This window comes from Cellulomonas sp. C5510 (genome assembly GCF_019797765.1).
Taxonomy (GTDB): domain Bacteria; phylum Actinomycetota; class Actinomycetes; order Actinomycetales; family Cellulomonadaceae; genus Cellulomonas.
Genome location: NZ_CP081862.1, coordinates 3,309,989 through 3,336,703 on the forward strand (window position 1 = coordinate 3,309,989; position 26,715 = coordinate 3,336,703).

The following is a 26,715-nucleotide window of genomic DNA, read 5'->3' on the forward strand; positions in this document are numbered from 1 at the left end:
TCAGGTGCTTCACAGCCACGCGGCAGGTGGGCCCCAGGTCCGGCACCCATGCTCGACCGCATGACGACCTCGACCCTGCAGCGCGACGCCCTCACCCGCGCGGACGGCCAGCCGGTCCGCGCCCTCGTCGTCGACGACGAGCCCACCCTGGCGGAGCTCCTCGCGACCGCACTGCGCTACGAGGGCTGGTCCGTCGAGCACGCCCTGACCGGCCACGGCGCCGTCAAGCAGGCCAAGGCGTTCGACCCCGACGTCATCCTGCTCGACGTCATGCTCCCCGACCTGTCCGGCCTGGAGGTGCTGCGCCGCATCCGTGCGACCCACCCCACGGTCCCCGTGCTGTTCCTCACCGCCAAGGACGCCGTCGAGGACCGCATCGCCGGGCTCACCGCCGGCGGCGACGACTACGTCACGAAGCCGTTCAGCCTCGAGGAGGTCGTCGCCCGGCTCCGCGCGCTGCTGCGCCGGGCCGGGGCCGTGGCCGACCGCGAGGAGGCTGTCCTCGTCGTCGGCGACCTGCGCATGGACGAGGACTCGCACGAGGTGTCCCGCGGCGGCGACGACATCCGGCTCACCGCGACGGAGTTCGAGCTGCTGCGCTACTTCATGCGCAACCCGCGGCGCGTGCTGTCGAAGGCGCAGATCCTCGACCGCGTGTGGCAGTACGACTTCGGCGGCCAGGCCAACATCGTCGAGCTGTACGTGTCCTACCTGCGCCGCAAGATCGACAAGGGGCGCGAGCCGATGCTCCACACGCTGCGGGGCGTCGGGTACGTGCTCAAGCCCGCCCCGTGACGGCCGCGCCGGCGCGCCGCCGGTGGACGCTCCGCCGGCGGCTCGTGGTGGTCGTCGTCGCACTGCTCGCGGTGGTCGCCGCCGTCATGGGCCTCGTCTCCACCCTCGCGCTGCGCTCGACCCTGGTCCAGCAGATCGACGAACGACTCGAGTCCGCGAGCAGCCGCGCCGCCGCCGCACCGGGCCGTCTCGGCGGCGACCGCGTGGACGACCTCGGGGACGGCGGGACCACGCCCTCGGACGACGCCACGCGCCCCGCACCCCTGCCCGAGGGGGAGGACGACGGCGTGCCCCCGGCGTTCGGCCTGCCCGGGCAGGACGTCGGCACCGTGGTCCTGTTCCAGCGCGCCGACGCCTCCGCCCTGCAGGCGGGCTACCTGGACGACTCCGGGACGATCCGCCCGCTGACGGACGCCCAGACCGACGCTCTGCTGGACCTCACGCCCGACGGGACCGTGGACACGGTCGTGCTGCCCGACCTCGGGGAGTACCGCGTCGTCGCGGTGGTCACGGAGGGCGGTGACACCTCCGTCACCGCCCTGCCGCTGGAGTCCGTGACCGCCACCGTGGATCGCTACGTGGTCGTCGAGCTGGCCGTCGCCGTCGTCGCGCTGCTGCTCGCCGCCGCGTCCGCCACGGTGCTGGTGCGCCGGGAGCTGCGGCCCCTGGACCGGGTGGCCGCGACCGCCGCGCGGGTGTCCGAGATGCCGCTGTCGCGCGGCGAGGTCGACATCCGCGAGCGCGTGCCCGAGCGCGACACCGACCCGGCCACCGAGGTCGGCCAGGTCGGCGCCGCGCTCAACCGGATGCTCGGCCACGTGGAGTCGGCGCTCGCCGCCCGGCACGAGTCCGAGACGCAGGTCCGCCGGTTCGTCGCCGACGCCAGCCACGAGCTCCGCACCCCGCTGGCCTCCATCCGGGGCTACGCCGAGCTCGTGCAGCGCCTCCCGGACGACCTGCCGGACGACGCCGTGCGGGCGATGCACCGCGTGGAGTCCGAGGCACGGCGCATGACCGGTCTCGTCGAGGACATGCTGCTGCTCGCCCGGCTCGACGCGGGCCGCGACCTGGACGTCGGGGAGGTCGACCTCGCGGCGCTCGCGGTGGACGCCGTCGCCGACGCGCACGTCGCGGGCCCCGAGCACGTCTGGCGGCTCGACCTGGGCGCCGCCGGCGACGACTCCCGTGACGACGGGCCGGACCAGCCCGGCGCCCTCGTGGTCGGGGACGAGCACCGGCTGCGCCAGGTCCTGGTCAACCTGCTCTCGAACGCCCGGGTGCACACACCCGCCGGCACCACCGTCGTCGTGTCGGTGACCACCGACGGCGACGACGTCGTGCTGCGCGTGGCGGACGACGGCCCCGGCATCCCGGAGCCGCTCCGCTCCCGGTTGTTCGAGCGGTTCGCCCGCGGGGACGCGTCACGGAACCGTGCCGCCGGATCCACCGGCCTGGGCCTCGCCATCGTGCACGCCGTCGTCGCGGCGCACGGCGGCACCATCGGCGTCGACGGCACGCCCGGGCGGACGAGCTTCACCGTGCGGCTGCCCGCCCCGGGGGCGCACGTCGCACCCGGCACCCGGTGAGCCGGGGCCGGGCGGCGCGGCGTCAGAGCGGGTAGGCCGCGTACAGGTTGCGGATGTCGACGGCAGGTCCGGCCACCCGGAACACCGCCGTCCCGTTGCTCCACACCGCCACGCCGGTGCCGTCACCGGCGTCGACGACCGTGACGGCGCCCACCGGCTCCCCGGCGACGACCACGTCGCCCTCCAGGAGCACGGCGGGACCGCCGCCGGTCGCACCGGCCGACGGGGCGTCGGTGGCCGGGGCCGTGGAGGTCGCGTCGCCCCCGGCCGCGTCGGCGACGGCCGGGAGGGCGTCCCGGAGGCCGGCGAGCACGGCGGCGGCCTCCTCGGCCGTCTCCCACTGGCCCGCCCGCACGGTGACCGTCCCGGACCCGCCGTCGGAGTACGTCTCCGACCACGCCTCGAGGGCGTCCGCGCCGAGCCACTCGTCGTCGGGCGCGGAGTCCGCCAGCGCGTACTGCAGCACCGTGGTGGGCAGCGCGGCGGCGAACGGGGTGTCGGCCTCACGAGCGACCGGCGTGGCGGTGGAGGTCGGCGACGGCAGGGTGACGACCGGCGCGGGCCCGGCTGCGGGCTCGGCACCGTCGCCGCGCAGCAGCAGGGCCGCGGCGATCCCGCCGCCGACGAGCACGACGCCCGCGACGACGCCGCCGACCACGAGGGCCCGACGTCGTCCGGACCTGGCCGGGGCGTCGTCCGCCCCGTCACCGGCGGGGGCCTCCGGGGTGCCGGACGGCTGATCCGGGCCGGCCGGGGAGGCCGTGCCCGTCCCGGCCGTCCGCGGCGTCGCGGCCGGCACCGCGGCGTGCGCCCCGCTGGCCGGACGCGGGTCCGTGCCCGCCGGGGCGGAGGCCACCGGAGTCGCGGGGGTCGGAGCCGGGTCGACGTCACCCGCGTGCGCCGCCCGGCGGGCGCGCCTCGCCGACGGGGAACCACCCTCCGGGAGGGAGGGCCACCGGGGCCCGCCGTCGCCCGCCCGCGACGCGTCGTCCGCGTGCGGCTGCCGGCCGTCGGTGTCGCTCATGCCCGTGCTCCCTGCCGCTCCACTCGTCCCGGGCGCCGCGGCGGCGGACGTCCGGAGGTTCCGCGGCAGCCTACTGTCCGGCGATGCCGCGGCGTCGGACCCCTCGTCCGTGGGTCACCGGCGGTGTCAGCCCGCCGCGTCCGGCGCGGCCCCCGCCTCGGCCCGGGTTCCGCGTCCCCGGACGGCGTCCGGGCGCGTGAGCCGGACCGCCTCGGCCAGGTCGGCCGCCTGCGCGACGCGCATGCCGTCGGGCACCTGCGCGGGCTCCACCGACCCCGCGGGCACCACCGCGTGGGTGAACCCCAGCCGGGCGGCCTCCGCCAGCCGGCGTGCCGTGCCCGTCACCGGGCGGATCTCCCCTGCCAGCCCCACCTCGCCGATCGCGACCAGGCGCGGCGGCAGCGCCACGTTCTCCCGGCTGCTGACGGTCGCGAGCGCGAGCGCCAGGTCGGCCGCCGGCTCGACGACCCGCGCACCTCCCACGGTCGACACGTACACGTCCTGGTCCGCGACGCGGAGACCCGCCCGGCGCTGGAGCACCGCCAGCACCATCGCGAGCCGCGAGCCGTCGACGCCGCTGGTCGTGCGGCGGGGGTTCGCGAGCATGCTCGGCGCCACGAGCGCCTGCACCTCCGTGGCGAGCGGGCGCCGCCCCTCCAGGGTGACGGTGACGCACGTGCCCGGGACGTGGTGCCGCTCGTGGGAGACGAACAGCCCCGACGGGTCCGCGAGCCCGACGATGCCCGTCTCCGTGAGGTCGAAGCACCCGACCTCGTCCGTGGGGCCGAACCGGTTCTTGGTGGCGCGCAGCAGCCGGAGGCGGGAGTGCCGGTCGCCCTCGAACTGGCAGACGACGTCGACGAGGTGCTCGAGCGTCCGCGGCCCCGCCACGGCGCCGTCCTTCGTCACGTGCCCCACCAGGACCACCGGCAGCGCGCGCTCCTTCGCGGCGGCGATGAGCGAGGCGGCGACCTCACGCACCTGCGCCACCCCGCCGGGCGAGCCCTCGACCGCGGCCGACGCGACCGTCTGGACGGAGTCGAGCACCAGCAGGTCCGGCTCGGTCTGCGCGAGGTGCCCGAGGATCGTCCCGAGGTCGGTCTCGGCCGTCAGCAGCAGGGAGCCCGCGAGCGCGCCGATCCGCTCGGCGCGCAGCCGCACCTGACCGGCCGACTCCTCGCCCGTCACGTACAGCACCGTCCGCCCACCGGTCGCCACCCGGCTCGCGACGTCGAGCAGCAGCGTCGACTTGCCCACGCCCGGCTCCCCCGCGAGCAGCACCACGGCGCCCGGGACGAGTCCCCCGCCCAGCACCCGGTCGAGCTCTCCGACGCCCGTGGGCCGCGACCGGCTGGCCTCGACGTCGATCTCCGCGATCGGGCGCGCGGCGCCGCGCACCGGCACCTGGACCGCCGTCCGCGGAGCCGCACCACCCGGCCCGGTGTCCTCGGAGACCGAGCCCCACGTCTGGCACTCCCCGCACCGCCCGACCCACTTGGAGGTGGTCCAGCCGCACTCCGCGCAGCGGAACGCGGGGCGCGCGGCCCGGGCGGAGGTGGTGGTGGTCACGAACGCCACGCTAGCCGCCGCCACCGACACGCCAGCGGGCGCACCGACCCGCGCGGAGGCCCGGCACCGTGACCGCATCGCAACGTCCGCGACCCGGGCGGTTCCCGGCGCGCCGGTCGCCGTCCCCGTAGGATCGCGCCGTGCCCACGACCACCCCGCCGGACGACCTCCTGCGGCACACGCTGGCCGCGGTCGCCCCCGGCACCGAGCTGCGCGACGGCCTGGAGCGGATCCTGCGCGGCCGTACGGGCGCGCTCATCGTGCTCGGCCGCGACGCGACGGTCGAGAGCATCTCCTCGGGCGGGTTCGAGCTCGACGTGGAGTTCTCCGCCACCCGGCTGCGCGAGCTCGCGAAGATGGACGGCGCCATCGTCATGGACCCCGGCACGGCGCGCATCGTGCGGGCGGCCGTGCAGCTGCTGCCCGACCCGACCATCGCGACCTCCGAGTCCGGCACCCGCCACCGCACCGCCGAGCGCGTCGCCAAGCAGACGGGCCTGCCGGTCATCTCGGTGTCCGCGTCCATGCGGATCATCGCGCTGTACGTCGGCGAGCAGCGCCACGTGCTCGAGAACGCGGACGCGATCCTGTCGCGCGCCAACCAGGCCCTCGCCACGCTCGAGCGGTACAAGTCCCGGCTCGACGAGGTGAGCGGCACGCTGTCGGCCCTCGAGATCGAGGACCTCGTCACCGTCCGCGACGTCTGCGTGGTCGTGCAGCGCCAGGAGATGGTCCGTCGCATCTCCGAGGAGATCGCGGGCTACGTGGTCGAGCTCGGCACGGACGGCCGCCTGCTGTCGCTGCAGCTCGACGAGCTGACCGGCGGCATCGGCTCGGACAGCGAGCTGGTGATCCGCGACTACCTCGACTCCAGCCGGCGGGACGCCGAGGTCATCCAGTCGGCGCTCGCCGCCCTCGACTCCACCGAGCTGCTCGACCTGGCCCTGATCGCCCGCGTGCTGGGCCTGCCGTCGGGCGTGGAGATGCTCGACGCGGCGACGGGCCCGCGCGGCTACCGCCTGATGTCGAAGGTGCCGCGCCTCCCGGCGGCGATCGTCGACCGGCTCGTGGGCCACTTCAGCGGGCTGCAGAAGCTGCTGGCGGCGAACATCGACGACCTCATGGCCGTCGACGGCGTGGGCGAGCAGCGGGCGCGCGCCGTGCGCGAGGGGCTGTCGCGGCTCGCGGAGTCGAGCATCCTCGAGCGGTACGTCTAGCGCCTGCCGCTCACTCCAGCCCGAAGACCACCGGTTCGGTGCTGACGCCCGCCAGCGTGAGCACCGCCTGATAGGTGCCGGGCTGGGCGGCGGGCTGGTCGCCCGCGCACCCCTCGACGGACCGGTTGCGGTCCCACTGGACCTGCCGCTCGTCGGGCTCGCCCGGTGCGAGCAGGAGCTTCAGCGGCTCGTCGGAGGCGCAGTCCGTGCTGGCCCAGATCCGGTCGCTGCCGGACGTGATGAGGATCTGCCGCTGGGCCTCGCCCGCGTCGACGAGGCACGCCGCCCCGCCGTCGTTGACCAGCCGCACGGTGAAGGTGGGCAGTGCGCCGGCCGGGTACGACGTCGCGTCGGCCACCAGCTGCAGGCCGAGGTCGGCCGGCGCGCACGCGGGCGTGCCGGGGGCGCTCGGCTCCGTGCCGTCGCCCGCGGCGCCCGTGGTGGACGCGGGGTCGGGGGCCGGCGCCGGGTCGTCGTCGGGGCCGAGGATCGCCCTCGCGCCGACCACGACGAGGACGACGACCGCCGCCAGTGCGAGCAGCACCACGAGCCGGCGCGTCCAGTACACCCGCGCGGGCAGCGAGCCCGCCGGCCGCAGCACGCCCATGTCCTGCTCCTCCCGCTCGGTCGCCGAGGCCACGGTAGCCGGAGCGCCGCCGGGCACCCGCGCGGCACGCCCGGGGGGCGCGTCCGGCCGCCACGGTGCGCGGACCTCCGGGCCCCGGCCGGGCGGCAGCTGCCGTGCGCCGGTGCTGCCCGTCCCGGGTGAGGATGTCCCCGTGCCGCCCCGCTCCCCGCTCGCGCCCGCCACTGCCGTCCCCGCTCCCCCGCCGGGGGTGAGCGCCCCGCTCGAGCCGCTCGAGCCGCTCGAGCCGCTCGACCCCGCAGCGGTGCGCGGGGCCGTCGTCGCGTGGTTCGACGCCCACGCGCGCGACCTGCCCTGGCGCGCGCCGGACCGCACGCCGTGGGGGGTCCTGGTCAGCGAGGTGATGCTGCAGCAGACGCCGGTGGTCCGGGTGGAGCCGGCGTGGCGGGCGTGGCTCGCGCGGTGGCCCGAGCCCGCCGACCTGGCGGCCGCGAGCCCGGCGGACGTGCTGCGCGCCTGGGACCGGCTGGGCTACCCGCGCCGCGCGCTGCGGCTCCAGGACTGCGCGCGGGCGCTGGTCGAGCGGCACGGCGGGCTGGTCCCCTCCGACGAGGCGGCGCTGCTCGCGCTGCCCGGCATCGGCGCGTACACGGCGGCCGCGGTGCGGGCGTTCGCCTTCGGGCTGCGGTCGGTGGTGCTCGACACGAACGTGCGGCGGGTGCTGGCGCGCGTGGCGGAGGGCGTCGCCCTGCCGGCGCCGGCGATCACGGCCGGCGAGCGCCTGCTCGCGGAGCGGTTCGTCCCGGCGCAGGACGACGCGGCCGCGCGGTGGGCGGCGGCCTCGATGGAGCTGGGTGCGCTGGTGTGCACCGCCCGGTCGCCGCGCTGCGACGCCTGCCCCGTGCGTGACGCCTGTGCGTGGCGGGCGGAGGGCTACCCGGCGGACCTGCACGCCGCGCGGCGCCGCACGCAGGCGTGGGCGGGGACCGACCGGCAGGTCCGCGGGCGGATCATGGCGCTGCTGCGCGACGCCCTCGAGCCCGTCCCCGAGCACGCCGTGGCGGCCGCGTGGCCCGACGCCGCGCAGCGCGGGCGCTGCCTGGCGGGGCTGCTCGACGACGGCCTGGTGGAGCGTGTCCCGGGCGCCGGGCCGGACGACCCCGTGCGCTACCGGCTGCCCCTGTGAGCCCCGGTGTCGTCGCCGGGCGCGTCGAGCTGCACGATCATGCGGGTGTTGCCGAGCGTGTTCGGCTTCACCCGGGCGAGGTCGAGGAACTCGGCGACGCCGTCGTCGTGGGAGCGCAGCAGCTCGGCGAACACCTCCGGCGGCACGGCCGGGCCGGTGACCTCGCCCCAGCCGTGCGCGGCGAAGAAGCCGACCTCGAACGTCAGGCAGAACAGCCGGCTGAGGCCCAGGTCGCGCGCCCGCTCCGTGAGGGCCTCGAGCAGGGCGTGCCCCACCCCCCGGCCGCGCCACTCCCGCGCCACGGCGAGCGTGCGGACCTCCGCGAGGTCCTGCCACATCACGTGCAGCGCCCCGCAGCCGATGAGGGTGCCGTCCTCGGCCTCGGCGACGTGGAACTCCTGCACGGCCTCGTAGTACCCGACCCACTCCTTCGCGAGCAGGATCCGCTCCTGCGCGTACGGCTGGACGAGCTCGCGGATGCCGCGGACGTCGGCGGGCAGAGCGGGGCGGACCCGGAAGGCAGGCGTCTGGGCGGTCACGGGGGCCAACCTACGTCGCCCGCCGCGTCGGCCGCCCGGCCGTCCGCGACGGGCGCGCCACCGGGCCCGTCAGGTGATCTCGAGCAGCCGCACGGCCGTGCGCTCGTCCACGACCAGGTCGGTCATCGTGCCGGCGCGCAGCGCGGCGAGCAGCGGCACCGCCTTGTTGTCCCCGGCGACCGCGCACAGCCGCCGCGGGATACGGCGCAGCTGCTCGGGTGACGGCCCTGTCGCCCGGGCGTTGAGCGGCACGTCCTTCCACGACCCGTCGGCGCGCAGGAACACCGTGCACACGTCGCCGACCACGGCCTGGTCGTGCAGCAGCGCGACGTCGTCCTCGTCGAGGTACCCGGCCGAGTACACGTGGCTGGGCACCGAGCCGGCGACCGAACCGACCGAGAACAGCGCGATGTCCGCACGGCGCTGCTCGTCCAGGACGCGCCGCACGGACCGCTCGCGCCACATCGCCTGCTTGGTCTCCGGGTAGTCGAAGAACGCCGGCACGGGGAAGTGGTGCACCGTCGCGCCGAACGCGGTCCCGAACGAGGCGATGAGGTCGCTCGCGTACTCGATGCCCGACGTGCGGGTGTTCGCCGCGCCGTTGAGCTGCACGACCACGCTGCCGTGGGTGGCCTTGGGCTGGAGGCGGCGCGAGACGGCGGCCAGGGTGGTGCCCCAGGCGACCCCGAGGATCATGTCGGAGTCGAACCAGGACGCGAGCAGCCGGGCGGTCGCGCGCGCCACCTGGTCGAGCGTGTCGAGCTGCTCGCCCGAGTCCGGCACGGGGACGACGTAGGTGTCGATCCCGAACGCGGCGGAGATGGACCGGCCGAGGCTCGGCGCGCGCGTGCTGGACGGACGCAGCGTGATCTCCACGAGGCCGGTCTCCCGCGCACGCTTGAGCAGCCGCGACACCGTGGACCGCGAGGTGCCGAGGTGCCGGGCGATGACCTCCATCTTCACGTCCTGGAGGTAGTACATCGACGCCGCGCGCAGCACGTCCTGCTCCCGATCGGGCATCGCCGGACCTCCTCGTCCGAGTGATCCGTGCACGTTCGTGCACAGCGGTTGCGCGTCTGTTCGTGTCGTGGTGACGATAGCGGACAGACAGGACCGAAGTCCCAGTCTGCGGGGCGTTCCGCGCCCCGGGGCAGGGGCCGGCCGGAGCAAGACCGCGATGGAGTGGGACATGAGGACCGCAGCACTGACCCCCCGCCTGCGTGAGGACGCGCTGGCGACCCTGCGAGCGACCACCGAGGGCGGGCCCGAGCTCGACGTCCTCGTCATCGGCGGCGGCGTCACCGGCGCGGGCATCGCGCTCGACGCCGTCACCCGTGGCCTCTCGACCGCCGTCATCGACGCGCAGGACTGGGCGTCCGGCACGTCCAGCCGGTCGAGCAAGCTCGTCCACGGCGGTCTGCGCTACCTGCAGATGCTCGACTTCCACCTGGTGCGGGAGGCGCTCACCGAGCGCGACCTGCTCATCCAGGACATCGCCCCGCACCTGGTCAAGCCGGTGTCGTTCCTCTACCCGCTGGAGAACCGGGTCTGGGAGCGCGCGTACGTCGGGGCCGGCGTCGCCCTGTACGACACCCTCGCCAGCGTCAACGGCCGCCACCGCGCCATGCCGATCCACCGCCACCTCACCCGCAAGGGCATGGAGCGGCTGTTCCCCGACCTGCGGCACGACGCCGCGATCGGCGCGGTCCGCTACTGGGACGCGAGCGTGGACGACGCCCGCCTGGTCTCGACCCTGATCCGGACCGCCGTCTCCTACGGCGCCCACGCGGCCTCCCGGACCCAGGTCGTCGGGCTCACCACGACGTCCGGGGGCGCCGTCACCGGTGCCGAGCTCGTCGACCTGGAGTCGGGCGGGACGTTCACCGTCCGAGCCCGGCACGTCATCAACGCGACCGGCGTCTGGACGGAGCAGACCGAGGCGCTCGCCGGCACCGAGGGCGGCCTGCGGGTGCTCGCGTCCAAGGGCATCCACATCGTCGTGCCCCGCGACCGCATCGCCGGCAACACCGGCCTGATCCTGCAGACCGAGAAGTCGGTGCTGTTCATCATCCCGTGGTCCCGCTACTGGGTGATCGGCACGACCGACACCCCCTGGGAGCAGGAGCTCACGCACCCCGTCGCCACGAGCACCGACATCGACTACGTCATCGAGCACGCCAACACCGTGCTGTCCCGCCCGATCACCCGCGAGGACGTCATCGGCACCTGGGCGGGCCTGCGGCCGCTGCTGCAGCCCGGCACCAAGGAGGGCACGTCCTCCGCCAAGGTCTCGCGCGAGCACACCGTCGCGTCGCCGACGCCCGGCCTCACGGTGATCGCCGGCGGCAAGCTCACGACCTACCGCGTCATGGCGAAGGACGCCGTCGACTTCGCGATCGGCTCCCGCGCGACCACGCTGCCGTCGATCACGCACAAGGTGCCGCTCGTCGGCGCCGAGGGCCTGCAGGTGCTGCAGCGCCAGTCGCGCGAGATCGGCAACCGCTACGGCTGGGACCGCGGACGCATGGACCACCTGCTGCACCGCTACGGCTCGCTGCTCGGGGAGCTGCTCGAGCTCGTCGACGCCGAGCCCGCCCTCGGACGGCCGCTGGAGCACGCACCGGCCTACATCGGCGCGGAGGTCGCGTACGCGGTCAGCCACGAGGGCGCCCTGCACCTGGACGACGTGATGATGCACCGCACCCGGCTCAACTACGAGCAGGCGGACAAGGGCGTCGGCGCGCTCGACGAGATCGCCGACATCGTCGCGCCCCGCCTGGGCTGGGACGACGCGACCCGCGAGCGGGAGATCGCCGCCTACCGCGCCCGCGCCGAGGCCGAGCACGCCGCCGCGCAGCAGCCCGACGACGCCGCCGCGCAGGCCGCCCGGGACGCCGCCGAGGACCTCGCGCCGCTGGTCCCCCTCGACAGTGCCCCCGTCCGACCCGGTCACAAGCCCGGTTCGCCCGCGGAGACCCCTGCCGCCAACGCTCCGGCAGGGACATGATCGGGTAGCACGGGGGCACCACCCCCGCGGTCCCCCGGCCGCACTCCGGTCCGCCGGAGCCCTACGAGACAACGACGTCCGTCAATGAAAGAGGTCGACTGTGGAGTCCATCTCGATCGGAGAAGCGATGCTCTCCGAGTTCCTCGGCACCGCGATCCTGCTCCTCCTGGGTGCAGGCGTGGTCGCCAACGTGATCCTGCCGAAGACGAAGGGGTTCGGCGGCGGCTGGCTGCTGATCAACTTCGGGTGGGGCCTCGCGGTCTTCACCGGCGTGTACGTGGCCTTCAAGTCCGGGGCCCACCTCAACCCGGCAGTCACCCTCGGCCTCTGGGCCGCGGGCAAGGACGAGTTCGCCCCGGGCATCGAGGTGAACGCGGCCAACGGCTTCCTGTACATCGCTGCGCAGTTCGCCGGCGCCGCGGTCGGCTCCGCGCTCGCCTACCTCGCCTACAAGAAGCACTTCGACGAGGACGCCGACCCGGGCATCAAGCTCGCGGTGTTCTCCACCGGACCCGAGCTGCGGTCCTACGGCTGGAACTTCGTCACCGAGGTCGTGGGCACCTTCGTGCTCGTGTTCTGGGTCGTCATCTCCGGCAACACGCCGGCGCAGATCGGCCCGCTGGGCGTCGCGCTCGTCGTGGTCGCGATCGGCGCCAGCCTCGGTGGCCCGACCGGGTACGCCATCAACCCGGCGCGTGACCTCGGCCCGCGCATCGCCCACGCGCTGCTGCCCATCAAGGGCAAGGGCGCGTCGGACTGGGGCTACTCCTGGGTGCCGGTGCTCGGCCCCGCGGTCGGCGGCATCCTCGGCGGTCTGCTCGCGCTGGCCGTGGGCTGGGTGTTCTGACCGTCCGCACCCCCGCGGAGACCCGGGTGCCCGCCCCACGCCCCTGCCGGGGCGGGCACCCGGACCCGCAGCACCCCTGACAACCGGCGGCCCCCGCCGCACAGCACGACCCGAATCCGGCGACGTCGCCCCCGCGGCGCCGCACCCGCCCGCGGGGCGGGCTCACTCGACGCGAAGGAAGTCAGATGTCCGAGCAGTTCGTCATGGCGATCGACCAGGGCACCACCTCGACCCGGGCGATCCTCTTCAACCACAGCGGGCAGATCGTGTCCGTCGGTCAGACCGAGCACCAGCAGATCTTCCCGCGCGCCGGCTGGGTGGAGCACGACCCGAACGAGATCTGGACCAACACCCGCGAGGTCGTCGGCCTGGCGCTGTCGCGGGCCAACAAGACGTACTCCGACATCGCCGCGATCGGCATCACCAACCAGCGGGAGACCGCGGTGGTCTGGGACCGGACCACCGGCCAGCCGGTGTACAACGCGATCGTCTGGCAGGACACCCGCACGCAGAAGATCTGCGACGACCTCGCGGCCCTGGGCGGCGGCGCCGACCGCTACAAGGACCGGGTCGGCCTGCCGCTGGCGACCTACTTCTCGGGCCCCAAGATCCGCTGGATCCTCGACAACGTCGAGGGGGCGCGCGAGAAGGCCGAGCGCGGCGAGCTCGCGTTCGGCAACACCGACGCGTGGGTGCTGTGGAACATGACCGGTGGCGTCGAGGGCGGTGTGCACGTCACCGACGTCACGAACGCGTCGCGCACCATGCTCATGAACGTCGACTCGCTCACCTGGAACGAGGAGATCGCGGCGGAGATGGGCGTGCCGCTGTCGATGCTCCCCGAGATCCGGTCCTCCTCCGAGGTGTACGGCCACGGACGCCAGGGCGGCCTCGTGCCGGGCGTGCCGATCGCCGGCATCCTCGGCGACCAGCAGGCGGCGACGTTCGGGCAGGCGTGCTTCGAGGTCGGCACGGCCAAGAACACGTACGGCACCGGCAACTTCATGCTGCTGAACACCGGCACCGAGCCCGTCCCGTCCAAGAACGGCCTGCTGACCACCGTCGCCTACAAGATCGGCGACAAGCCGCAGGTCTACGCGCTCGAGGGCTCGATCGCCGTCACCGGGTCGCTCGTCCAGTGGCTGCGTGACAACCTCGGCATGTTCACCGACGCCCCGGACATCGAGTACCTGGCCTCCAAGGTCGACGACAACGGCGGGGCGTACTTCGTGCCGGCGTTCTCCGGCCTGTTCGCGCCGTACTGGCGCTCGGACGCCCGCGGTGCCCTCGTCGGCCTGACGCGCTACGTCAACCGCAACCACATCGCGCGGGCAGCCCTGGAGGCCACCGCCTTCCAGACCCGCGAGGTGCTGGACGCGATGAACGCGGACTCCGGCGTCGCGCTCACGGAGCTGAAGGTGGACGGCGGCATGACCGCCAACACCCTGCTCATGCAGTTCCAGGCGGACATCCTCGACGTGCCCGTCGTGCGGCCGAAGGTCGCGGAGACCACCGCGCTCGGCGCCGCGTACGCCGCGGGGATCGCCGTCGGGTTCTGGGAGGGCGAGCAGGACGTCATCGACAACTGGGCCGAGGACCGCCGCTGGACCCCGAACATCGAGGCCGACGAGCGCGACCGGCAGTACCGGCTGTGGAAGAAGGCCGTCACGAAGACCTTCGACTGGGTCGACGACGACGTGCGCTGACCTCGCAGCACGCGACCGGCCCCGTCCCCCGCGCGAGCGGGCGGCGGGGCCGGTCCGCGCCCGGGGTCAGCGGTCGACGCGGGCCCCGCCGCCGGCCGCCAGCTTGAGGACCTCCGCCTTCGACGCCATGGTCGTGTCACCCGGCGTCGTCATCGCCAGCGCGCCGTGCGCCGCGCCGTACTCGACGGCCGTCTGCAGCGGCTGCCCGTCCAGCAGGCCGTAGATCAACCCGGACGCGAACGAGTCGCCACCGCCCACCCGGTCGAGGATCTCGAGGCCGGGCCGGTGGGTCGCCTGCACCAGGCCGGACTCGCGCGACCACGCGATGGCGCCCCAGTCGTTGACGGTGGCCGACCGCACCGTGCGCAGCGTGGTCGCGATGACCTGGAAGTTGCCGAACTCGGCGGCCACCCGGTCGATCATCGCCGCGAAGGAGCCGACCTCGATCGCGGAGATGTTCTCGTCGACGCCCTCGACCTCGAAGCCCAGGGCGGCCGTGAAGTCCTCCTCGTTGCCGATCATCACGTCGATGTGCCGGGCGATCTCCCGGTTGACCTCCCGGGCGCGGGCCTGCCCGCCGACCGCCTTCCACAGGCTCGGCCGGTAGTTGAGGTCGTAGGACACGACGGTGCCGTGCCGCTTGGCGGCCGTCACCGCCGCGACCACCGTCTCGGCGGCGGTCTCGGAGAGGGCCGCGTAGATGCCGCCGGTGTGCAGCCAGCGGACGCCCAGCTCGCCGAACAGGTGGTCCCAGTCCACGTCGTCCGGGGCGAGCAGGCTCGCAGCGGTGCGGCCGCGGTCGCTGACGCCCACCGCGCCGCGGACGCCGAAGCCCCGCTCGGTGAAGTTCAGGCCGTTCCGCACGTCGCGGCCGATGCCGTCGTACGGCACCCACCGGATGAACGACGTGTCGACGCCGCCCTGGAGGATGCAGTCCTCCAGGAGGCGCCCGACCTCGTTGTCGGCCAGCGCGGTCACGACGGCACCGCGCAGGCCGAAGGCCCGGCGCAGGCCCCGGGTCACGTTGTACTCCCCGCCGCCCTCCCACGCGCGGAACTGCCGGGCCGTGCGGATGCGGCCCTCGCCGGGGTCGAGGCGCAGCATGACCTCGCCCAGCGAGACGGCGTCGTAGCGGGTGTCGGCAGCGGGACGGATCGTCAGGGGCATGGTCGGGTCCTCCGGTGGGGCGGGTGTGCGAGGCGCCGGGGTCGGCGGGGTCGGGGGTGGGCTGACGGGGGTGCGGGTTCGGCCAGGTGGACGGGTCGGCAGCGGCGCGGGGCGGCGGGCGGACCGGCGGACCGCGGCTCGACGGGCTGAGGTCGTCGCGGGGCGTGCCGCGCTGCCCGCGGGTGGCTCAGGGGCGCAGCCGGGTGGCGAGCGCCACGGCGTCCGCGACGAGCGACCGGACGCCCGCGAGGTCGCCGTCGCGCACCCGGTCGCGGGGCACCATCCACGATCCGCCGACGGCCGCGACGCAGGGCAGCGCGAGGTACTCGTCGAGGTTCCCGGGTCCGACGCCCCCGGTCGGCACGAACCGGACCCCGCCGAACGGCGCGGCCAGGGCGGCGATGGCCGCGCTGCCGCCCGACGTGCCGGCGGGGAAGAACTTCACGGTGTCCAGCCCGAGCCCGAGCGCAGCCTGCACCTCGGACGCGGTGACGGCACCCGGCAGCACCGGGACGTCGTGCTCCTGCGCGCGCTCGACGACCGCCCGCGACGTGCCCGGCGACACGAGGTAGCGCGCGCCCGCCGCGACGGCCTGGTCGACCTGGGCCGCCGTGACGATCGTCCCGGCGCCGACCAGGACGTCGCCCCGATCGGCGATCGCCCGGATCGCGTCGGCCGCCGCGGCGGTGCGGAAGGTGACCTCGGCGACGGGCAGACCGCCGCCCACCAGCGCGCCGGCGAGCGGCCCGGCGTCGCGCGCGTCGTCGAGCACGACGACCGGGACGAGCCGGTGCGCGGCGAGCTGGGACAGGATGTCGTTCACGCGGACCTCGTTTCACTGTGCGCAACGCCTGTTGCGTCCTCTGGAATGCAGGATGCCACGTGCGGCTCGTCCCGACAACGCTCGCTGCGCCCGCGCCCACCAGCCGCTCGCCCGCGCCCACCACCCGCTCGCCCGCGCCAGCCGCTCGCCCGCGCGGCCCGGCCCAACCGGCGGCCGAGGCCGTCCAGGCCGTCCAGTCCGTCCAGGCCCACGCTCCCGCTGACGTCGGCGTCCGGGTCGGTGCGGGGTCCAGGGCTCGCCCAGCAGCACCTCCGGCGATCCGGTCGCGCCGCGGAGGACGGGCGGGGCGCGCTGGCGGGGCGCGCTGGCGGGGCGCGCTGGCGGGGCGCGCTGGCGGGGCGAGCTGGCGGGGCGAGCTGGCGGGGTGGGCCGGCGGGGCGCGGAGCGCAGGGGCGGGGGCGGAGTGCGGGGGCGGGGCGCGGGTGGGGCGGGTCAGCGGGGCGCGGGGAGCGCGAGCCCGGCGGGCAGCAGCGGGGGGACGACCTCGCGGATGCTCGTGTGGAGCTCCGCCATCCGCTGCGCCGTCATGCGCTCGGCGGGCGCGGTGATGCTCAGCGCGGCCACCGGGCGGGTACCGCGCAGGAGCGGCACGGCGAGGCACGCGATGCCCGGCTCGTTCTCCTGCTGCTCGACGGCGTACCCGCGCCCACGAGCGCGGTGGAGCTCGTCCGCGACGTGGCCGGCGTCCACACGGCCGGCGGGTTCGACCGCCCGGACGTAGCCGTCGAGCGTGGCGCGGGACGTGTCGCGGAACGCGAGCATCGCCCGGCCGAGCGCGGTCGTCGCGGCCCAGTTGCGGCGTCCGACCGCGGACCAGACCCGCACCGCGCGCTCGGGCTCGACCTTGTCGAGGTAGACGACCTGCACGCCGCTCAGCACGCCGAGGTGCACGAGCTCGTCGGTCGCGGCGCACAGGGCCACCAGGGCGCCGTGCAGCCGGGCGGGCAGGTCGTCCTCGGCGAAGTACCGGTCGGCCAGCCGGACCGCCGCCGGTCCGAGGGCATACCGCCCGCTGACGGGGTCCTGGGCGACGAAGTCGCGGTGACGCAGCGCCGCGAGCGAACGGTGCACCGTCGTCTTGTGCACGCCGAGGGCGGCGGAGAGGTCGGCGAGCGTCGACCCCTCGGGGCCGGCCGCGGCGACGGCGTCGAGGGTGCGCAGGGCCCGGTCGACGCTCTCCAGCGGCGCGGTGCCCGCGCCGGCCGTCTCCTCCTGCACGGGCCCACCCTACGGCGACGGCCCTGTGGACGACGCCGGTCGCGTCGGGGCCCGCGGTTAGGGTGGACGGCGTGACGCAGGCATGGGACGACGAGTGGCCGCTCCCCGACGAGCCGCCGTACGACCCGGCCGAGGAGCCCGCGTACGAGCCGCCCGCCGGGCGTGACGGGAGCGGCCGACGAGGTGGGCCCGGCGCGCCTGGCGAGGACCGCCTCGGCGTCCCCGGCGAGCCGCACCCCGTCGCGCGGCCCGCCCACGACAGCACGACCGGCCGGACGCCCCTCGAGGTGCTGCAGCAGGTCTGGGGCTACGACGCGTTCCGCGGCGAGCAGGCGGAGATCATCGACACGGTCGTCGCCGGCGGCGACGCGCTCGTGCTCATGCCCACCGGCGGCGGCAAGTCGCTGTGCTACCAGGTCCCGGCGCTCGTGCGGTCCGGCACCGGTGTCGTCGTCTCCCCTCTCATCGCCCTCATGCAGGACCAGGTCGACGCGCTGTCCGCCGTCGGCGTGCGCGCCGGGTTCCTCAACTCCACGCAGGACCCGCCGCAGCGCCGCGCCGTCGAGCAGGCGCTGCTCGACGGGGAGCTCGACCTGCTCTACCTCGCCCCCGAGCGGCTGCGCGTCCCCGAGACGCTCGCGCTGCTGGACCGGTGCGAGATCAGCCTGTTCGCCATCGACGAGGCCCACTGCGTCTCCCAGTGGGGCCACGACTTCCGGCCCGACTACCTCGGGCTGTCCGTGCTGCACGAGCGCTGGCCGGGCGTCCCGCGGGTGGCGCTCACCGCGACGGCGACGGCCGCCACCCGGGCGGAGATCGCCGAGCGGCTCGACCTCACGGGGGCACGGCAGTTCGTCGCGTCGTTCGACCGGCCCAACATCCAGTACCGGATCGTCCCCAAGGCGAGCCCGCGCCAGCAGCTCCTCGACCTGATCCGGGCCGAGCACGACGGCGACTCCGGGATCGTGTACTGCCTGTCGCGGTCGTCCGTCGAGCAGACCGCCGAGATGCTCAGCGCCCAGGGCGTCACGGCGCTGCCGTACCACGCGGGCCTCGACCGGCAGGTCCGGGCGCGCAACCAGGCGCGGTTCCTCCGCGAGGACGGCCTCGTGATGGTGGCGACCATCGCGTTCGGCATGGGCATCGACAAGCCGGACGTGCGGTTCGTCGCGCACCTCGACCTGCCGAAGTCCGTCGAGGGCTACTACCAGGAGACCGGCCGGGCGGGACGCGACGGCCTGCCGTCCACCGCGTGGCTCGCGTACGGCCTGCAGGACGTCGTGCAGCAGCGCCGCATGATCGACACCTCGGAGGGCGACGCCCAGCACCGGCGCCGGCTGTCCGCGCACCTCGACGCGATGCTGGCGCTCTGCGAGACCGTCACGTGCCGGCGGGTGCAGCTCCTCGCCTACTTCGGGCAGGACACCGAGCCGTGCGGGAACTGCGACACGTGCCTCTCGCCGCCGCAGACGTGGGACGGCACGGTGCCCGCGCAGAAGCTGATGTCGACCGTCGTCCGCCTGGAGCGGGAGCGGAACCAGCACTACGGCGCCGGGCACCTCGTGGACATCCTGCTCGGCAAGCGCACGCCGCGGGTCGAGCAGCTCGGGCACACCGCGCTGTCGACGTTCGGCGTGGGGACCGACCTCAGCGACGCGCAGTGGCGGGGCGTCGTGCGCCAGCTCCTCGCGCAGGGGCTGCTCGGCGTCGACGCCGACGGGTACGGCACCCTGCGCCTCACGGAGGAGAGCGCGGCCGTGCTGCGCGGCGACCGCACCGTCCCGCTGCGTCACGACGCCCGACCCGCGGGCCGCTCCACGCGGTCCGGAGGCGGTCGGCGCACGCCCGCCGCGGCAGCCGCGGAGCTCGGCGACGGCCCGGCGGGGGTGTTCGAGCGGCTCCGCGCGTGGCGCGCCGCCACCGCCAAGGAGCAGGGCGTCCCCGCCTACGTGGTGTTCCACGACGCGACGCTGCGCGAGATCGCCGTCGCCGCGCCGGGCGACCTCACCGCTCTCGGCGGCATCTCCGGCGTCGGCGCGGCGAAGCTCGAGCGCTACGGGCCCGGCGTGCTGGCGACGCTGCGGGGCGACGACGCTCCGGGCGACGACGGGGCACCGGAGGACGACGACACGACGCTCCCGCTCGGCGCGCCGGCCTCGACGGACTAGAGCCGCCGGCAACGGCGTCGCCGCGCACGCCCCGCATCGCACCACCCGGGCCCGCACCACCCGCGCCTCGCCACCCGCGCCCGCACCACCCGCGCCTCGCCACCCGGGCCCGCACCACCCGCGCCTCGCCACCCGCGCCCGACTCCCCCGCCGACGCCGCGTGTGGCTGCGCGGCCCGTGCTCCCGCGTCGTCGCCCGCCGGTCGCGGCCCGGCCGGCCGCTCGCAGCCCTCAGCCCTCAGCCGCGAGCCGCCGCCCGCGCATCCGCAGCCGCCACCGCGGCGTCGAGCGCCTCGAGGTACGCCTCCGGTGCCTCCCGCCGGATGCTGTGCCCCGCGCCGGCGACCGCCACGTGCGTCAGCAGCCCCTCGGGCGCGGATCCCAGGACCTCGGCGGCCTGCGCGGCCTGCCGGGGCGTGACCACCCCCCGGCCCGGCTCCGCCGTCAGCAGCGTCACCGGCACGTGCACGTCGGCGAGCGCCTCCACCCAGTCACGCGCGACCCAGTCGTGCGGCACCTCGGCGAGCCGCGGGTCGATGCCCGTCTTCGCCTCGGCCCAGCCGCGGACCTCCTCCGGCGACCACGTCGGGTTCTCGAGCTGCCCGCGCGCCGCGATCTGCTCGACGGTGCGGCCCGCGAGCGCGGCGATCGACGCGCCGAGCCAGGCCGGCTTGCCCCCCGACCCGCCGCCCGACACACCTCCGGTCGCGGGTGCCGGGGAGCCGACGCCGGTTGCCGGCCGCGCGGCCGGGCGACCGGGAGCGTCGGCGTCCGCGCTCCCAAGTCCCACGACGTCCGCGTCCTCGGCCGCGCCGAGGACTCCACCGTCGTGCCACGCCGGGTCCTCGAGGACGAGCGCGGCGACGAGCTCGGGCGCGGTCAGTGCGAGCTCCTCCGCGGTGACACCCCCCATCGAGTGCCCGACGACGAGCGCCGGGCCGGTGCCGAGCGCGCGCAGCGCCCGGGCCGCGTCCGCCGCGAGCGCCGCGATCGTGAACGGCTCGTCGGGCAGCGGCACGCCGCCGTGCCCGCGCGCGTCCAGCGCGACGACCACGCGGCCGTCCCGGTCGTAGCGGTGCCGGACCGTCGGCCAGCAGGCGGAGGAGTCGGTGAGCCCGTGCAGCAGCACCACCGGCACCCGGCCGCCCCCGGCGGTCACCGGCGTGCCGTCCCGTCGACGGCGTGCGGCTCGATCGCGGCGATCTCCTCGTCGGTGAGCGGCGGGGCGGTGAGCGCGGCCACGTTGTCCTCGAGCTGGGCGACCGAGGACGCGCCGATCAGCGCGGACGTGACGCGCGGGTCCCGCAGCACCCAGGTGAGGGCGAGCTGCGCGAGCGACTGGCCCCGGCCGCGGGCGATCTCGTCGAGGGCCCGGGCGCGCTCGAGGTAGGTGCCGGAGATCGAGTCGGCCGACAGGAACCGGCTGGTCGCGGCGCGCGAGCCGGCCGGCACCTCGCCGGACAGGTACCGCCCGGTGAGCAGCCCCTGCTGCAGCGGGGAGAACACGATCATCCCGATGCCCAGGTCCCCGACCACGTCGAGCAGCGTCTCGCTCTCGCCCTCGGCGACCTGCTCGACGTGCCGGTTGAACATCGAGTAGCTCGGCTGGTGGATGAGCAGCGGCGTGCCCAGGTCGGCGAGGATCCGCGCGGCCTCCCGGGTGCGGGACGGCGAGTAGTTCGAGATCCCGGCGTACAGCGCCCGCCCGCTGGTGACGGCCGTGTGCAGAGCGCCCATCGTCTCCTCCAGCGGCACCGACGGGTCCGGGCGGTGGGAGTAGAAGATGTCGACGTAGTCCAGGCCGGTGCGCTGCAGCGACTGGTCGAGCGACGCGAGCAGGTACTTGCGCGAGCCGCCGTCGCCGTACGGCCCGGGCCACATGTCGTAGCCGGCCTTCGAGGAGATGACGAGCTCGTCGCGGTACGGCCGCAGGTCCTGCGCGAGGTGCCGGCCGAAGTTGGCCTCGGCGGAGCCGTACGGCGGCCCGTAGTTGTTCGCGAGGTCGAAGTGCGTGACGCCGAGGTCGAACGCACGCCGCAGCACCGCGCGCTGCGTCTCGAGCGGGTTGACGTCCCCGAAGTTGTGCCACAGGCCGAGGGACAGCGCGGGCAGGTCGAGCCCGCTCCGGCCGGTCCGCCGGTACGGGATGCTCTCGTACCGGTCGTCGGCGGCACGGTACGGCGGCAGGGTGGGCATCGGTGTCCTCTCGTGGTGGCGGGCGGGTCCACGGACCCGCACCTCACGCTAGCGCCCGCTGACGGCGGCGGGTGCGGGCCGGTGAGAGGATCGCCCGGTGCTGCACGTCGTGTTCTTCGAGCCCCGCATCCCCGGCAACACCGGCAACGCCATCCGGCTCGCCGCGGCGACGGGCGCCACCCTCCACCTGGTGGAGCCGCTGGGCTTCGTGATGGACGAGCCGCGGCTGAAGCGGGCCGGGCTCGACTACCACGACCTCGCGCACGTCGTGGTGCACCCGGACCTCGACGCGGCGATGGCAGCGGTCGCCCCCGGGCGGGTGTTCGCGTTCACCACGCACACCTCGACGAGGTTCACCGACGTCGCGTTCCGAGACGGCGACGCCCTGCTGTTCGGCCCGGAGCCCACCGGGCTGCCGCCCGAGGCGCTCGAGCACCCAGCCGTGACGGACCGGCTGCGGATCCCGATGCTGCCCGGACGCCGCTCGCTCAACCTCACCAACGCGGCAGCCGTCGCCCTGTACGAGGCGTGGCGGCAGCTCGATTTCCCCGGCGGATTCTGACGCCCTGCGTTCTCCGGTCCCACATGGCGGACTTCCGCGTGCGCCGGCGCCCGCGCTCCGCGATGCTCGCGCGGCACAGCAGCCGTCGACCGAGGGAGCTCCCCGGTGTCCACCACCCACCGCAGCGTCCTGCGCCGCAAGTCCGTCGAGGACTCGCTCGCCGGGGTCGACGACCCGGAGCGCTCGCTCCGCCGCGACCTCACCGCCTGGGACCTGGCCGTCCTGGGCGTCGCCGTCGCCGTCGGCGCCGGCATCTTCTCCGTCGGGGCGACCGCCGCCGCGGACTACGCCGGTCCGAGCGTCATCGTCTCGTTCCTCATCGCGTCGACCGTCTGCGCGCTCGCCATCATGTGCTACGCCGAGTTCGCCTCGACGCTGCCGGTGGCCGGCTCCGCCTACACGTTCTCCTACGCGACGGCCGGTGAGCTGGTCGCGTGGATCATCGGCTGGGACCTGATCCTCGAGATGCTGCTCGCGGCGGCCGTCATCGCGAAGTTCTGGGGCGTCTACCTGGCCGACGCGTTCGGGCTCTTCGGCGTCGACCTGCCGACGACGCTGCACCTCGGGCCGGTGGACCTCGAGTGGGGCCCCGTGCTCGTCGTCGGGGTGTTCACGACGCTGCTCGCCGTCGGCACCAAGCTGAGCACCCGCGTTAACAGCGTCTTCACGATCATCAAGGTCGGCATCACGCTGTTCGTCATCGTCGCCGGGTTCTTCTACGTGCGCGCCGACAACTACACGCCGTTCGTGCCGCCGTCGCAGCCCGCCGAGTCGAGCTCCGGCCTGCACCAGTCGCTGTTCGCGTTCCTGTCCGGCCTGGAGCCCTCGACGTACGGCGTCGTCGGCATCCTGTCCGGGGCCGCGCTCGTGTTCTTCGCGTTCATCGGGTTCGACGTCGTCGCGACCACCGCCGAGGAGACCAAGAACCCGCAGCGGGCCGTCCCGCGGGGCGTGCTCGGCGGTCTCGCCATCGTCACCGTGCTGTACGTGCTGGTGACGGTCGTCGTCACCGGCATGGTGCCGTACACCGACCTCGCCGCCTCCGACTCGCCCTCGCTGACGACGGCGTTCGTGCTCGTGGGCGCCGACTGGGCGGGCAAGGTCATCTCGATCGGGATCCTCGTCGGGCTGACCTCGGTGATCATGGTGCTGCTGCTCGGCCTCACCCGCATCGTCTTCGCGATGAGCCGCGACGGCCTGCTGCCCCGCGGCATCTCCCGCACGTCGCCCCGCTACCGCACGCCCGTCCGGCTGCAGATCGGCACCGGCATCGTCGTCGCGGCCATCGCCGGGCTGTCCCGCGTGGAGCTGCTGGAGGAGATGATCAACATCGGCACGCTCTCGGCGTTCGTGCTGGTGAGCTTCGGCATCCCGATCCTGCGGCGCACCCGCCCGGACCTGCAGCGCGGGTTCCGGGTGCCGTGGTCGCCGGTGCTGCCGATCGTCTCCGGCGTGGCGTGCCTCTGGCTCATGACGAACCTGACGACGCTGACGTGGCTGCGGTTCGCGGCGTGGCTGGCGCTCGGCATGGTCGTGTACGCGGCGTACTCGTACCGGCACTCGCGCGTCGGGCGCGGCGAGGCCCCGGAGACCGGCGACGTGCCGGCGCCCTCCGCGGGGCACTGACCGGGCCTGGTGCCCGCGGCGGTCGGCCGGACTCCGGAACGGCCCCGCCGGGCGGTCCCCGGCCGCTACGGTCGGCGGATGCCGCTCAGCCCCGCCCCCGCCCGCACGTCCGGCCCGCTCCGGGTCTGCGCAGCCGTGGCCGGTGCCGCGGCCTGCCTCGTCCTGACCGCGTGCACCGACGATCCCGTGCCCGGCGCGACCCAGGAGGAGGTCTCGGCGTGGCTGGCGTCGCACGACGGCCCGCCGGCCGATGTCGACCCGGACGCCGTCCTGGGCGCGGGGTCCGGCGGCATCAGCCCCCAGGACCCGGCTGAGCAGCCGGCCGACGCCGGCGTCATGGTGAGCTTCGTCCAGCCGGTGCGCATCGAGCGGGTGCACCTCGCGTGCCTGGGCGACGGCACGCTCGACTTCACGGTCCACGTCACGACGGACGAGGACGGCGCGAGCTCGGAGCGCAGCGCGGAGTTCCCCGACGTCCCGTGCGGCCCGGACGAGACGTCCGCGCCTCTCGCGGTGCCCGACGCCGTCGGCGTCCGGATGACCCCGGGCGTCGCGGACCGCACCGGCGCCTGGTCCGCCACGGTCCTCGGCGGCTGACCCGCGCCCGCGCCCGCGCCCGGGTCCGCGGTCCCACGCCCCGCACGCCCGCGCTCCCGTCGGAGCCTCCGCCCGTGCTCGGAGAGGTCCGCGCGCCATCGTGGTGGTCCCCGGACACCTCCGATGGCACGTGGACACCTCCCTCGCCGTTCGGAGCCTCCGACGAGGTCGAGGTGGGATCGGGCGGCGTACGGTGGCGGGGCGTCCGACCGACCCGAGGAGCCGCCCGTGTTCACCACCCGCCCCGAGCTCGTCGGCACGCACGGCATGGTCGCCTCGACGCACTGGCTGGCCAGCGCCGTCGGGATGGCGGTGCTGGAGGCCGGGGGCAACGCGTTCGACGCGGCAGCGGCGGCCGGCTTCACGCTGCAGGTCGTCGAGCCGCACCTCAACGGGCCCGGCGGTGACGCGCCGATCATCGGGCACCGGGCGTCGGACGGGCACACGTTCGTCGTGTGCGGCCAGGGCACCGCGCCGGCAGCCGCGACGATCGAGGCGTACACGGACCTCGGCCTGGACGTCGTGCCGGGCACCGGGCACCTCGCCGCCGTGGTGCCCGGGGCGTTCGGGGCGTGGCTCGACCTGCTGGCGCGCTACGGGACGCTGCCCCTGGCGGACGTGCTCGGCCCGGCGATCGGGTACGCCCGCGACGGCTACCCGCTGGTGCCCGCGGCGGTCCGGACGATCGGGACCGTCGAGCGGCTGTTCGCGGAGCACTGGCCCACGTCCGCTGCGGTCTACCTCCCCGGTGGACGCCCGCCGGAGCCGGGCGCGCGGTTCCGCAACCCGGACCTCGCCGCGACCTACACGCGGGTGCTCGCTGAGGCGCAGGCCGCCGGCGCGGACCGTCTCACGCAGATCGAGGCGGCGCGGCGGGCGTTCTACGAGGGGTTCGTGGCCGAGGCGGTGGCGGCGTTCGTGCGGGAGCCCGTGCTGGACTCGTCCGGCGAGGCGCACGCCGGGCTGCTGACGGCCGACGACCTCGCGGGGTGGCGAGCCACGGAGGAGCCGACGGTGTCGGTCCCGTTCGCGGGGGTCGAGGTGCACAAGACCGCCGCGTGGGGCCAGGGCCCGGTGCTGCTGCAGCAGCTGCGGATGCTCGAGGCGCTCGGCGTCGAGGACGCCGGGCTCGGGTCCGCCGACCTGGTGCACACGGCCCTGGAGGTCACGACGCTCGCGTTCGCGGACCGGGAGGCCTGGTACGGGGACCCGGTGGACGGCGACGTGCCGCTCGACGCGCTGCTGTCCGCCGGGTACGCGGCGGACCGCGCCCGGCTCGTCGGCGCCGACGCGGCGGACGGCCTGCGCCCGGGTTCCCCGGACGGCCGGCAGCCGCGGCTGGCCCGGGTGTTCGGCGTGCCGGCCGACGGCGTCTGGCCGGGGCGGTACGAGGACGCGGGCACGGCCGGGGCGAGCGGCACGGTGGCCACGGCGGGCTCCGGCGAGCCGACGCGCGGACCCGGCGACGCGGCGGTCGACGGCCCCGCGCTGGACGTGACCCCGGCCGGCGTGACGCGCGGCGACACCTGCCACGTCGACGTCGTGGACCGCTGGGGCAACCTCGTGTCCGCGACGCCGTCGGGCGGCTGGCTGCAGAGCAGCCCCGTGGTGCCCGGTCTCGGGTTCGGGTTGCCGACGCGGGCGCAGATGTTCTGGCTCGAGCCGGGGCTGCCGTCGTCGCTGGTCCCCGGCCGCCGACCGCGCACGACGCTCAGCCCCGGGCTGGTGCTGCGGGACGGCGGCGGGTTCGCGTTCGGGACGCCCGGCGGCGACCAGCAGGACCAGTGGACGCTGCCGTTCCTGCTGCACCACCTGCTGGGCGGTCTCGATCTGCAGGCGGCGATCGACGCGCCGGTGTGGCACTCCACGCACGTGCCGTCGTCGTTCCACCCCCGCACGAGCGTCCGCCGCGGGGTCGAGGCGGAGTCCCGGCTGGGCGCCGACGTGCTGGACGCGCTCGCGCGCCGGGGCCACGCCGTGCACGACGCGGGACCGTGGTCGCTGGGGCGGGTCAGCGCGGCGGGTGTGCGGCCGGACGGTCTGCTGCACGCGGCGGCGAACCCGCAGGGGATGCAGGGGTACGCGGCCGGCCGCTGACGCCCCGCCCCGCCCCGACCTCCGCCCGGGCCGCACGCCCACCTTCCCCCGTCGGAGGCTCCCAACGGCGAGGGAGGTGCCCGCGCGCCATCGGAGGTGCCCGGGGAGCACCACGACGACGCGCGGGCCCCTCCGAGCACCGTCGGAGCCTCCGACGGGACGGTGGAGGGGGCGTGGCG

22 protein-coding genes are annotated in these 26,715 nt (G+C 75.5%); 12 read left to right on the top strand and 10 right to left on the bottom strand.

Annotation, left to right across the window (positions count from 1 at the left end; genetic code table 11):
- The first annotated feature begins 60 nt into the window (after positions 1-60).
- Both K5O09_RS15190 and K5O09_RS15195 read left to right on the top strand, forming a co-directional pair.
- The gene (locus K5O09_RS15190; protein ID WP_222170293.1) at positions 61-795 is read left to right on the top strand and encodes a response regulator transcription factor; all 735 of its coding nucleotides are present in this window, start codon (positions 61-63) and stop codon (positions 793-795) included.
- Entirely contained in the window at positions 792-2,381 is a 1,590-nt protein-coding gene (locus K5O09_RS15195) for a cell wall metabolism sensor histidine kinase WalK (protein WP_222170294.1), read from the top strand. Before K5O09_RS15190 ends, K5O09_RS15195 begins: the two co-directional genes overlap by 4 nt.
- A gap of 22 nt (positions 2,382-2,403) precedes the next feature.
- Here the strand turns inward: K5O09_RS15195 and K5O09_RS15200 are convergent, their stop codons facing one another.
- Together K5O09_RS15200 and radA are read right to left on the bottom strand one after the other, a co-directional pair.
- Complete coding sequence (locus tag K5O09_RS15200) at positions 2,404-3,405, bottom strand: hypothetical protein (protein WP_222170295.1); 1,002 nt, start codon at positions 3,403-3,405, stop codon at positions 2,404-2,406.
- Between the two features lie 126 nt (positions 3,406-3,531).
- A complete protein-coding gene (gene radA, locus K5O09_RS15205; RefSeq protein WP_255595690.1) occupies positions 3,532-4,974 on the bottom strand; it encodes a DNA repair protein RadA in 1,443 nt (480 codons plus the stop codon).
- 140 nt (positions 4,975-5,114) lie between these two features.
- Between radA and disA the strand changes: the two genes are divergently transcribed.
- Entirely contained in the window at positions 5,115-6,191 is a 1,077-nt protein-coding gene (disA, locus tag K5O09_RS15210) for a DNA integrity scanning diadenylate cyclase DisA (RefSeq protein WP_222170297.1), read from the top strand.
- Positions 6,192-6,201: 10 nt separating this feature from the next.
- Here disA and K5O09_RS15215 read toward each other — a convergent pair whose 3' ends face one another.
- Entirely contained in the window at positions 6,202-6,831 is a 630-nt protein-coding gene (locus tag K5O09_RS15215; protein ID WP_255595691.1) for a hypothetical protein, read from the bottom strand.
- Between the two features lie 250 nt (positions 6,832-7,081).
- Between K5O09_RS15215 and K5O09_RS15220 the strand changes: the two genes are divergently transcribed.
- Positions 7,082-7,963 (top strand): A/G-specific adenine glycosylase, encoded by an 882-nt coding sequence (locus K5O09_RS15220; protein ID WP_222172837.1) that lies wholly within the window; start codon positions 7,082-7,084, stop codon positions 7,961-7,963.
- Here the strand turns inward: K5O09_RS15220 and K5O09_RS15225 are convergent.
- Positions 7,945-8,502, bottom strand: a complete 558-nt coding sequence (locus K5O09_RS15225) for an amino-acid N-acetyltransferase (RefSeq protein WP_222170298.1) — start codon at positions 8,500-8,502, stop codon at positions 7,945-7,947. The genes K5O09_RS15220 and K5O09_RS15225 overlap by 19 nt on opposite strands.
- 69 nt (positions 8,503-8,571) lie before the next feature.
- Entirely contained in the window at positions 8,572-9,522 is a 951-nt protein-coding gene (locus K5O09_RS15230) for a sugar-binding transcriptional regulator (RefSeq protein ID WP_222170299.1), read from the bottom strand.
- 169 nt (positions 9,523-9,691) lie between these two features.
- On the opposite strand from K5O09_RS15230, the gene K5O09_RS15235 reads away from it, so the two are divergent.
- From K5O09_RS15235 to glpK, 3 genes are all read left to right on the top strand, one after another.
- A complete protein-coding gene (locus tag K5O09_RS15235; protein ID WP_222170300.1) occupies positions 9,692-11,509 on the top strand; it encodes a glycerol-3-phosphate dehydrogenase/oxidase in 1,818 nt (605 codons plus the stop codon).
- A gap of 127 nt (positions 11,510-11,636) precedes the next feature.
- The gene (locus K5O09_RS15240; RefSeq protein WP_370635579.1) at positions 11,637-12,356 is read left to right on the top strand and encodes an MIP/aquaporin family protein; all 720 of its coding nucleotides are present in this window, start codon (positions 11,637-11,639) and stop codon (positions 12,354-12,356) included.
- A 185-nt stretch (positions 12,357-12,541) separates the two neighbouring features.
- The gene (glpK, locus tag K5O09_RS15245) at positions 12,542-14,062 is read left to right on the top strand and encodes a glycerol kinase GlpK (RefSeq protein ID WP_222170301.1); all 1,521 of its coding nucleotides are present in this window, start codon (positions 12,542-12,544) and stop codon (positions 14,060-14,062) included.
- A gap of 66 nt (positions 14,063-14,128) precedes the next feature.
- Here glpK and K5O09_RS15250 read toward each other — a convergent pair whose 3' ends face one another.
- From K5O09_RS15250 to K5O09_RS15260, 3 genes are all read right to left on the bottom strand, one after another.
- A complete protein-coding gene (locus K5O09_RS15250) occupies positions 14,129-15,229 on the bottom strand; it encodes a sugar kinase (protein ID WP_222170302.1) in 1,101 nt (366 codons plus the stop codon).
- 187 nt (positions 15,230-15,416) lie between these two features.
- Positions 15,417-16,052: a bifunctional 4-hydroxy-2-oxoglutarate aldolase/2-dehydro-3-deoxy-phosphogluconate aldolase gene (gene eda / locus K5O09_RS15255; RefSeq protein ID WP_222170303.1), complete on the bottom strand. Its 636-nt coding sequence runs from the start codon at positions 16,050-16,052 to the stop codon at positions 15,417-15,419.
- A 453-nt stretch (positions 16,053-16,505) separates the two neighbouring features.
- Positions 16,506-17,291 carry an IclR family transcriptional regulator gene (locus K5O09_RS15260; protein ID WP_222170304.1) on the bottom strand — a complete coding sequence of 262 codons (786 nt, stop codon included), beginning with the start codon at positions 17,289-17,291 and terminating at the stop codon, positions 16,506-16,508.
- Positions 17,292-17,362: 71 nt separating this feature from the next.
- Between K5O09_RS15260 and recQ the strand changes: the two genes are divergently transcribed.
- On the top strand, positions 17,363-19,459 hold the full coding sequence (gene recQ / locus K5O09_RS15265) for a DNA helicase RecQ (protein ID WP_370635468.1): 2,097 nt from the start codon (positions 17,363-17,365) through the stop codon (positions 19,457-19,459).
- Between the two features lie 237 nt (positions 19,460-19,696).
- Here the strand turns inward: recQ and K5O09_RS15270 are convergent, their stop codons facing one another.
- A complete protein-coding gene (locus K5O09_RS15270) occupies positions 19,697-20,617 on the bottom strand; it encodes an alpha/beta fold hydrolase (protein WP_222170305.1) in 921 nt (306 codons plus the stop codon).
- Positions 20,614-21,654: an L-glyceraldehyde 3-phosphate reductase gene (gene mgrA, locus K5O09_RS15275; protein WP_222170306.1), complete on the bottom strand. Its 1,041-nt coding sequence runs from the start codon at positions 21,652-21,654 to the stop codon at positions 20,614-20,616. Before mgrA ends, K5O09_RS15270 begins: the two co-directional genes overlap by 4 nt.
- A 97-nt stretch (positions 21,655-21,751) precedes the next feature.
- Here mgrA and K5O09_RS15280 point away from each other — a divergent pair, with 97 nt between their 5' ends.
- The 4 genes from K5O09_RS15280 (at position 21,752) to K5O09_RS15295 (ending at position 26,536) form a co-directional block, all read left to right on the top strand.
- On the top strand, positions 21,752-22,216 hold the full coding sequence (locus K5O09_RS15280; RefSeq protein ID WP_222170307.1) for a tRNA (cytidine(34)-2'-O)-methyltransferase: 465 nt from the start codon (positions 21,752-21,754) through the stop codon (positions 22,214-22,216).
- Between the two features lie 105 nt (positions 22,217-22,321).
- The gene (locus K5O09_RS15285) at positions 22,322-23,842 is read left to right on the top strand and encodes an amino acid permease (RefSeq protein WP_222170308.1); all 1,521 of its coding nucleotides are present in this window, start codon (positions 22,322-22,324) and stop codon (positions 23,840-23,842) included.
- Between the two features lie 78 nt (positions 23,843-23,920).
- A complete protein-coding gene (locus K5O09_RS15290; RefSeq protein ID WP_222170309.1) occupies positions 23,921-24,439 on the top strand; it encodes a hypothetical protein in 519 nt (172 codons plus the stop codon).
- A gap of 267 nt (positions 24,440-24,706) precedes the next feature.
- The gene (locus K5O09_RS15295; RefSeq protein ID WP_222172840.1) at positions 24,707-26,536 is read left to right on the top strand and encodes a gamma-glutamyltransferase family protein; all 1,830 of its coding nucleotides are present in this window, start codon (positions 24,707-24,709) and stop codon (positions 26,534-26,536) included.
- The last annotated feature ends 179 nt before the right edge of the window (positions 26,537-26,715 follow it).

Excerpts from the sequence above, each read along its gene's own strand:
- K5O09_RS15190 (WP_222170293.1), top strand. The coding sequence starts at position 61 with ATGACGACCTCGACCCTGCAGCGCGACGCCCTCACCCGCGCGGACGGC.
- K5O09_RS15200 (WP_222170295.1), bottom strand. The coding sequence starts at position 3,405 with ATGAGCGACACCGACGGCCGGCAGCCGCACGCGGACGACGCGTCGCGG.
- K5O09_RS15230 (WP_222170299.1), bottom strand. The coding sequence starts at position 9,522 with ATGCCCGATCGGGAGCAGGACGTGCTGCGCGCGGCGTCGATGTACTAC.
- K5O09_RS15235 (WP_222170300.1), top strand. The coding sequence starts at position 9,692 with ATGAGGACCGCAGCACTGACCCCCCGCCTGCGTGAGGACGCGCTGGCG.
- K5O09_RS15240 (WP_370635579.1), top strand. The coding sequence starts at position 11,637 with ATGCTCTCCGAGTTCCTCGGCACCGCGATCCTGCTCCTCCTGGGTGCA.
- glpK (WP_222170301.1), top strand. The coding sequence starts at position 12,542 with ATGTCCGAGCAGTTCGTCATGGCGATCGACCAGGGCACCACCTCGACC.
- K5O09_RS15250 (WP_222170302.1), bottom strand. The coding sequence starts at position 15,229 with ATGCCCCTGACGATCCGTCCCGCTGCCGACACCCGCTACGACGCCGTC.
- mgrA (WP_222170306.1), bottom strand. The coding sequence starts at position 21,654 with ATGCCCACCCTGCCGCCGTACCGTGCCGCCGACGACCGGTACGAGAGC.
- K5O09_RS15290 (WP_222170309.1), top strand. The coding sequence starts at position 23,921 with ATGCCGCTCAGCCCCGCCCCCGCCCGCACGTCCGGCCCGCTCCGGGTC.
- K5O09_RS15295 (WP_222172840.1), top strand. The coding sequence starts at position 24,707 with ATGGTCGCCTCGACGCACTGGCTGGCCAGCGCCGTCGGGATGGCGGTG.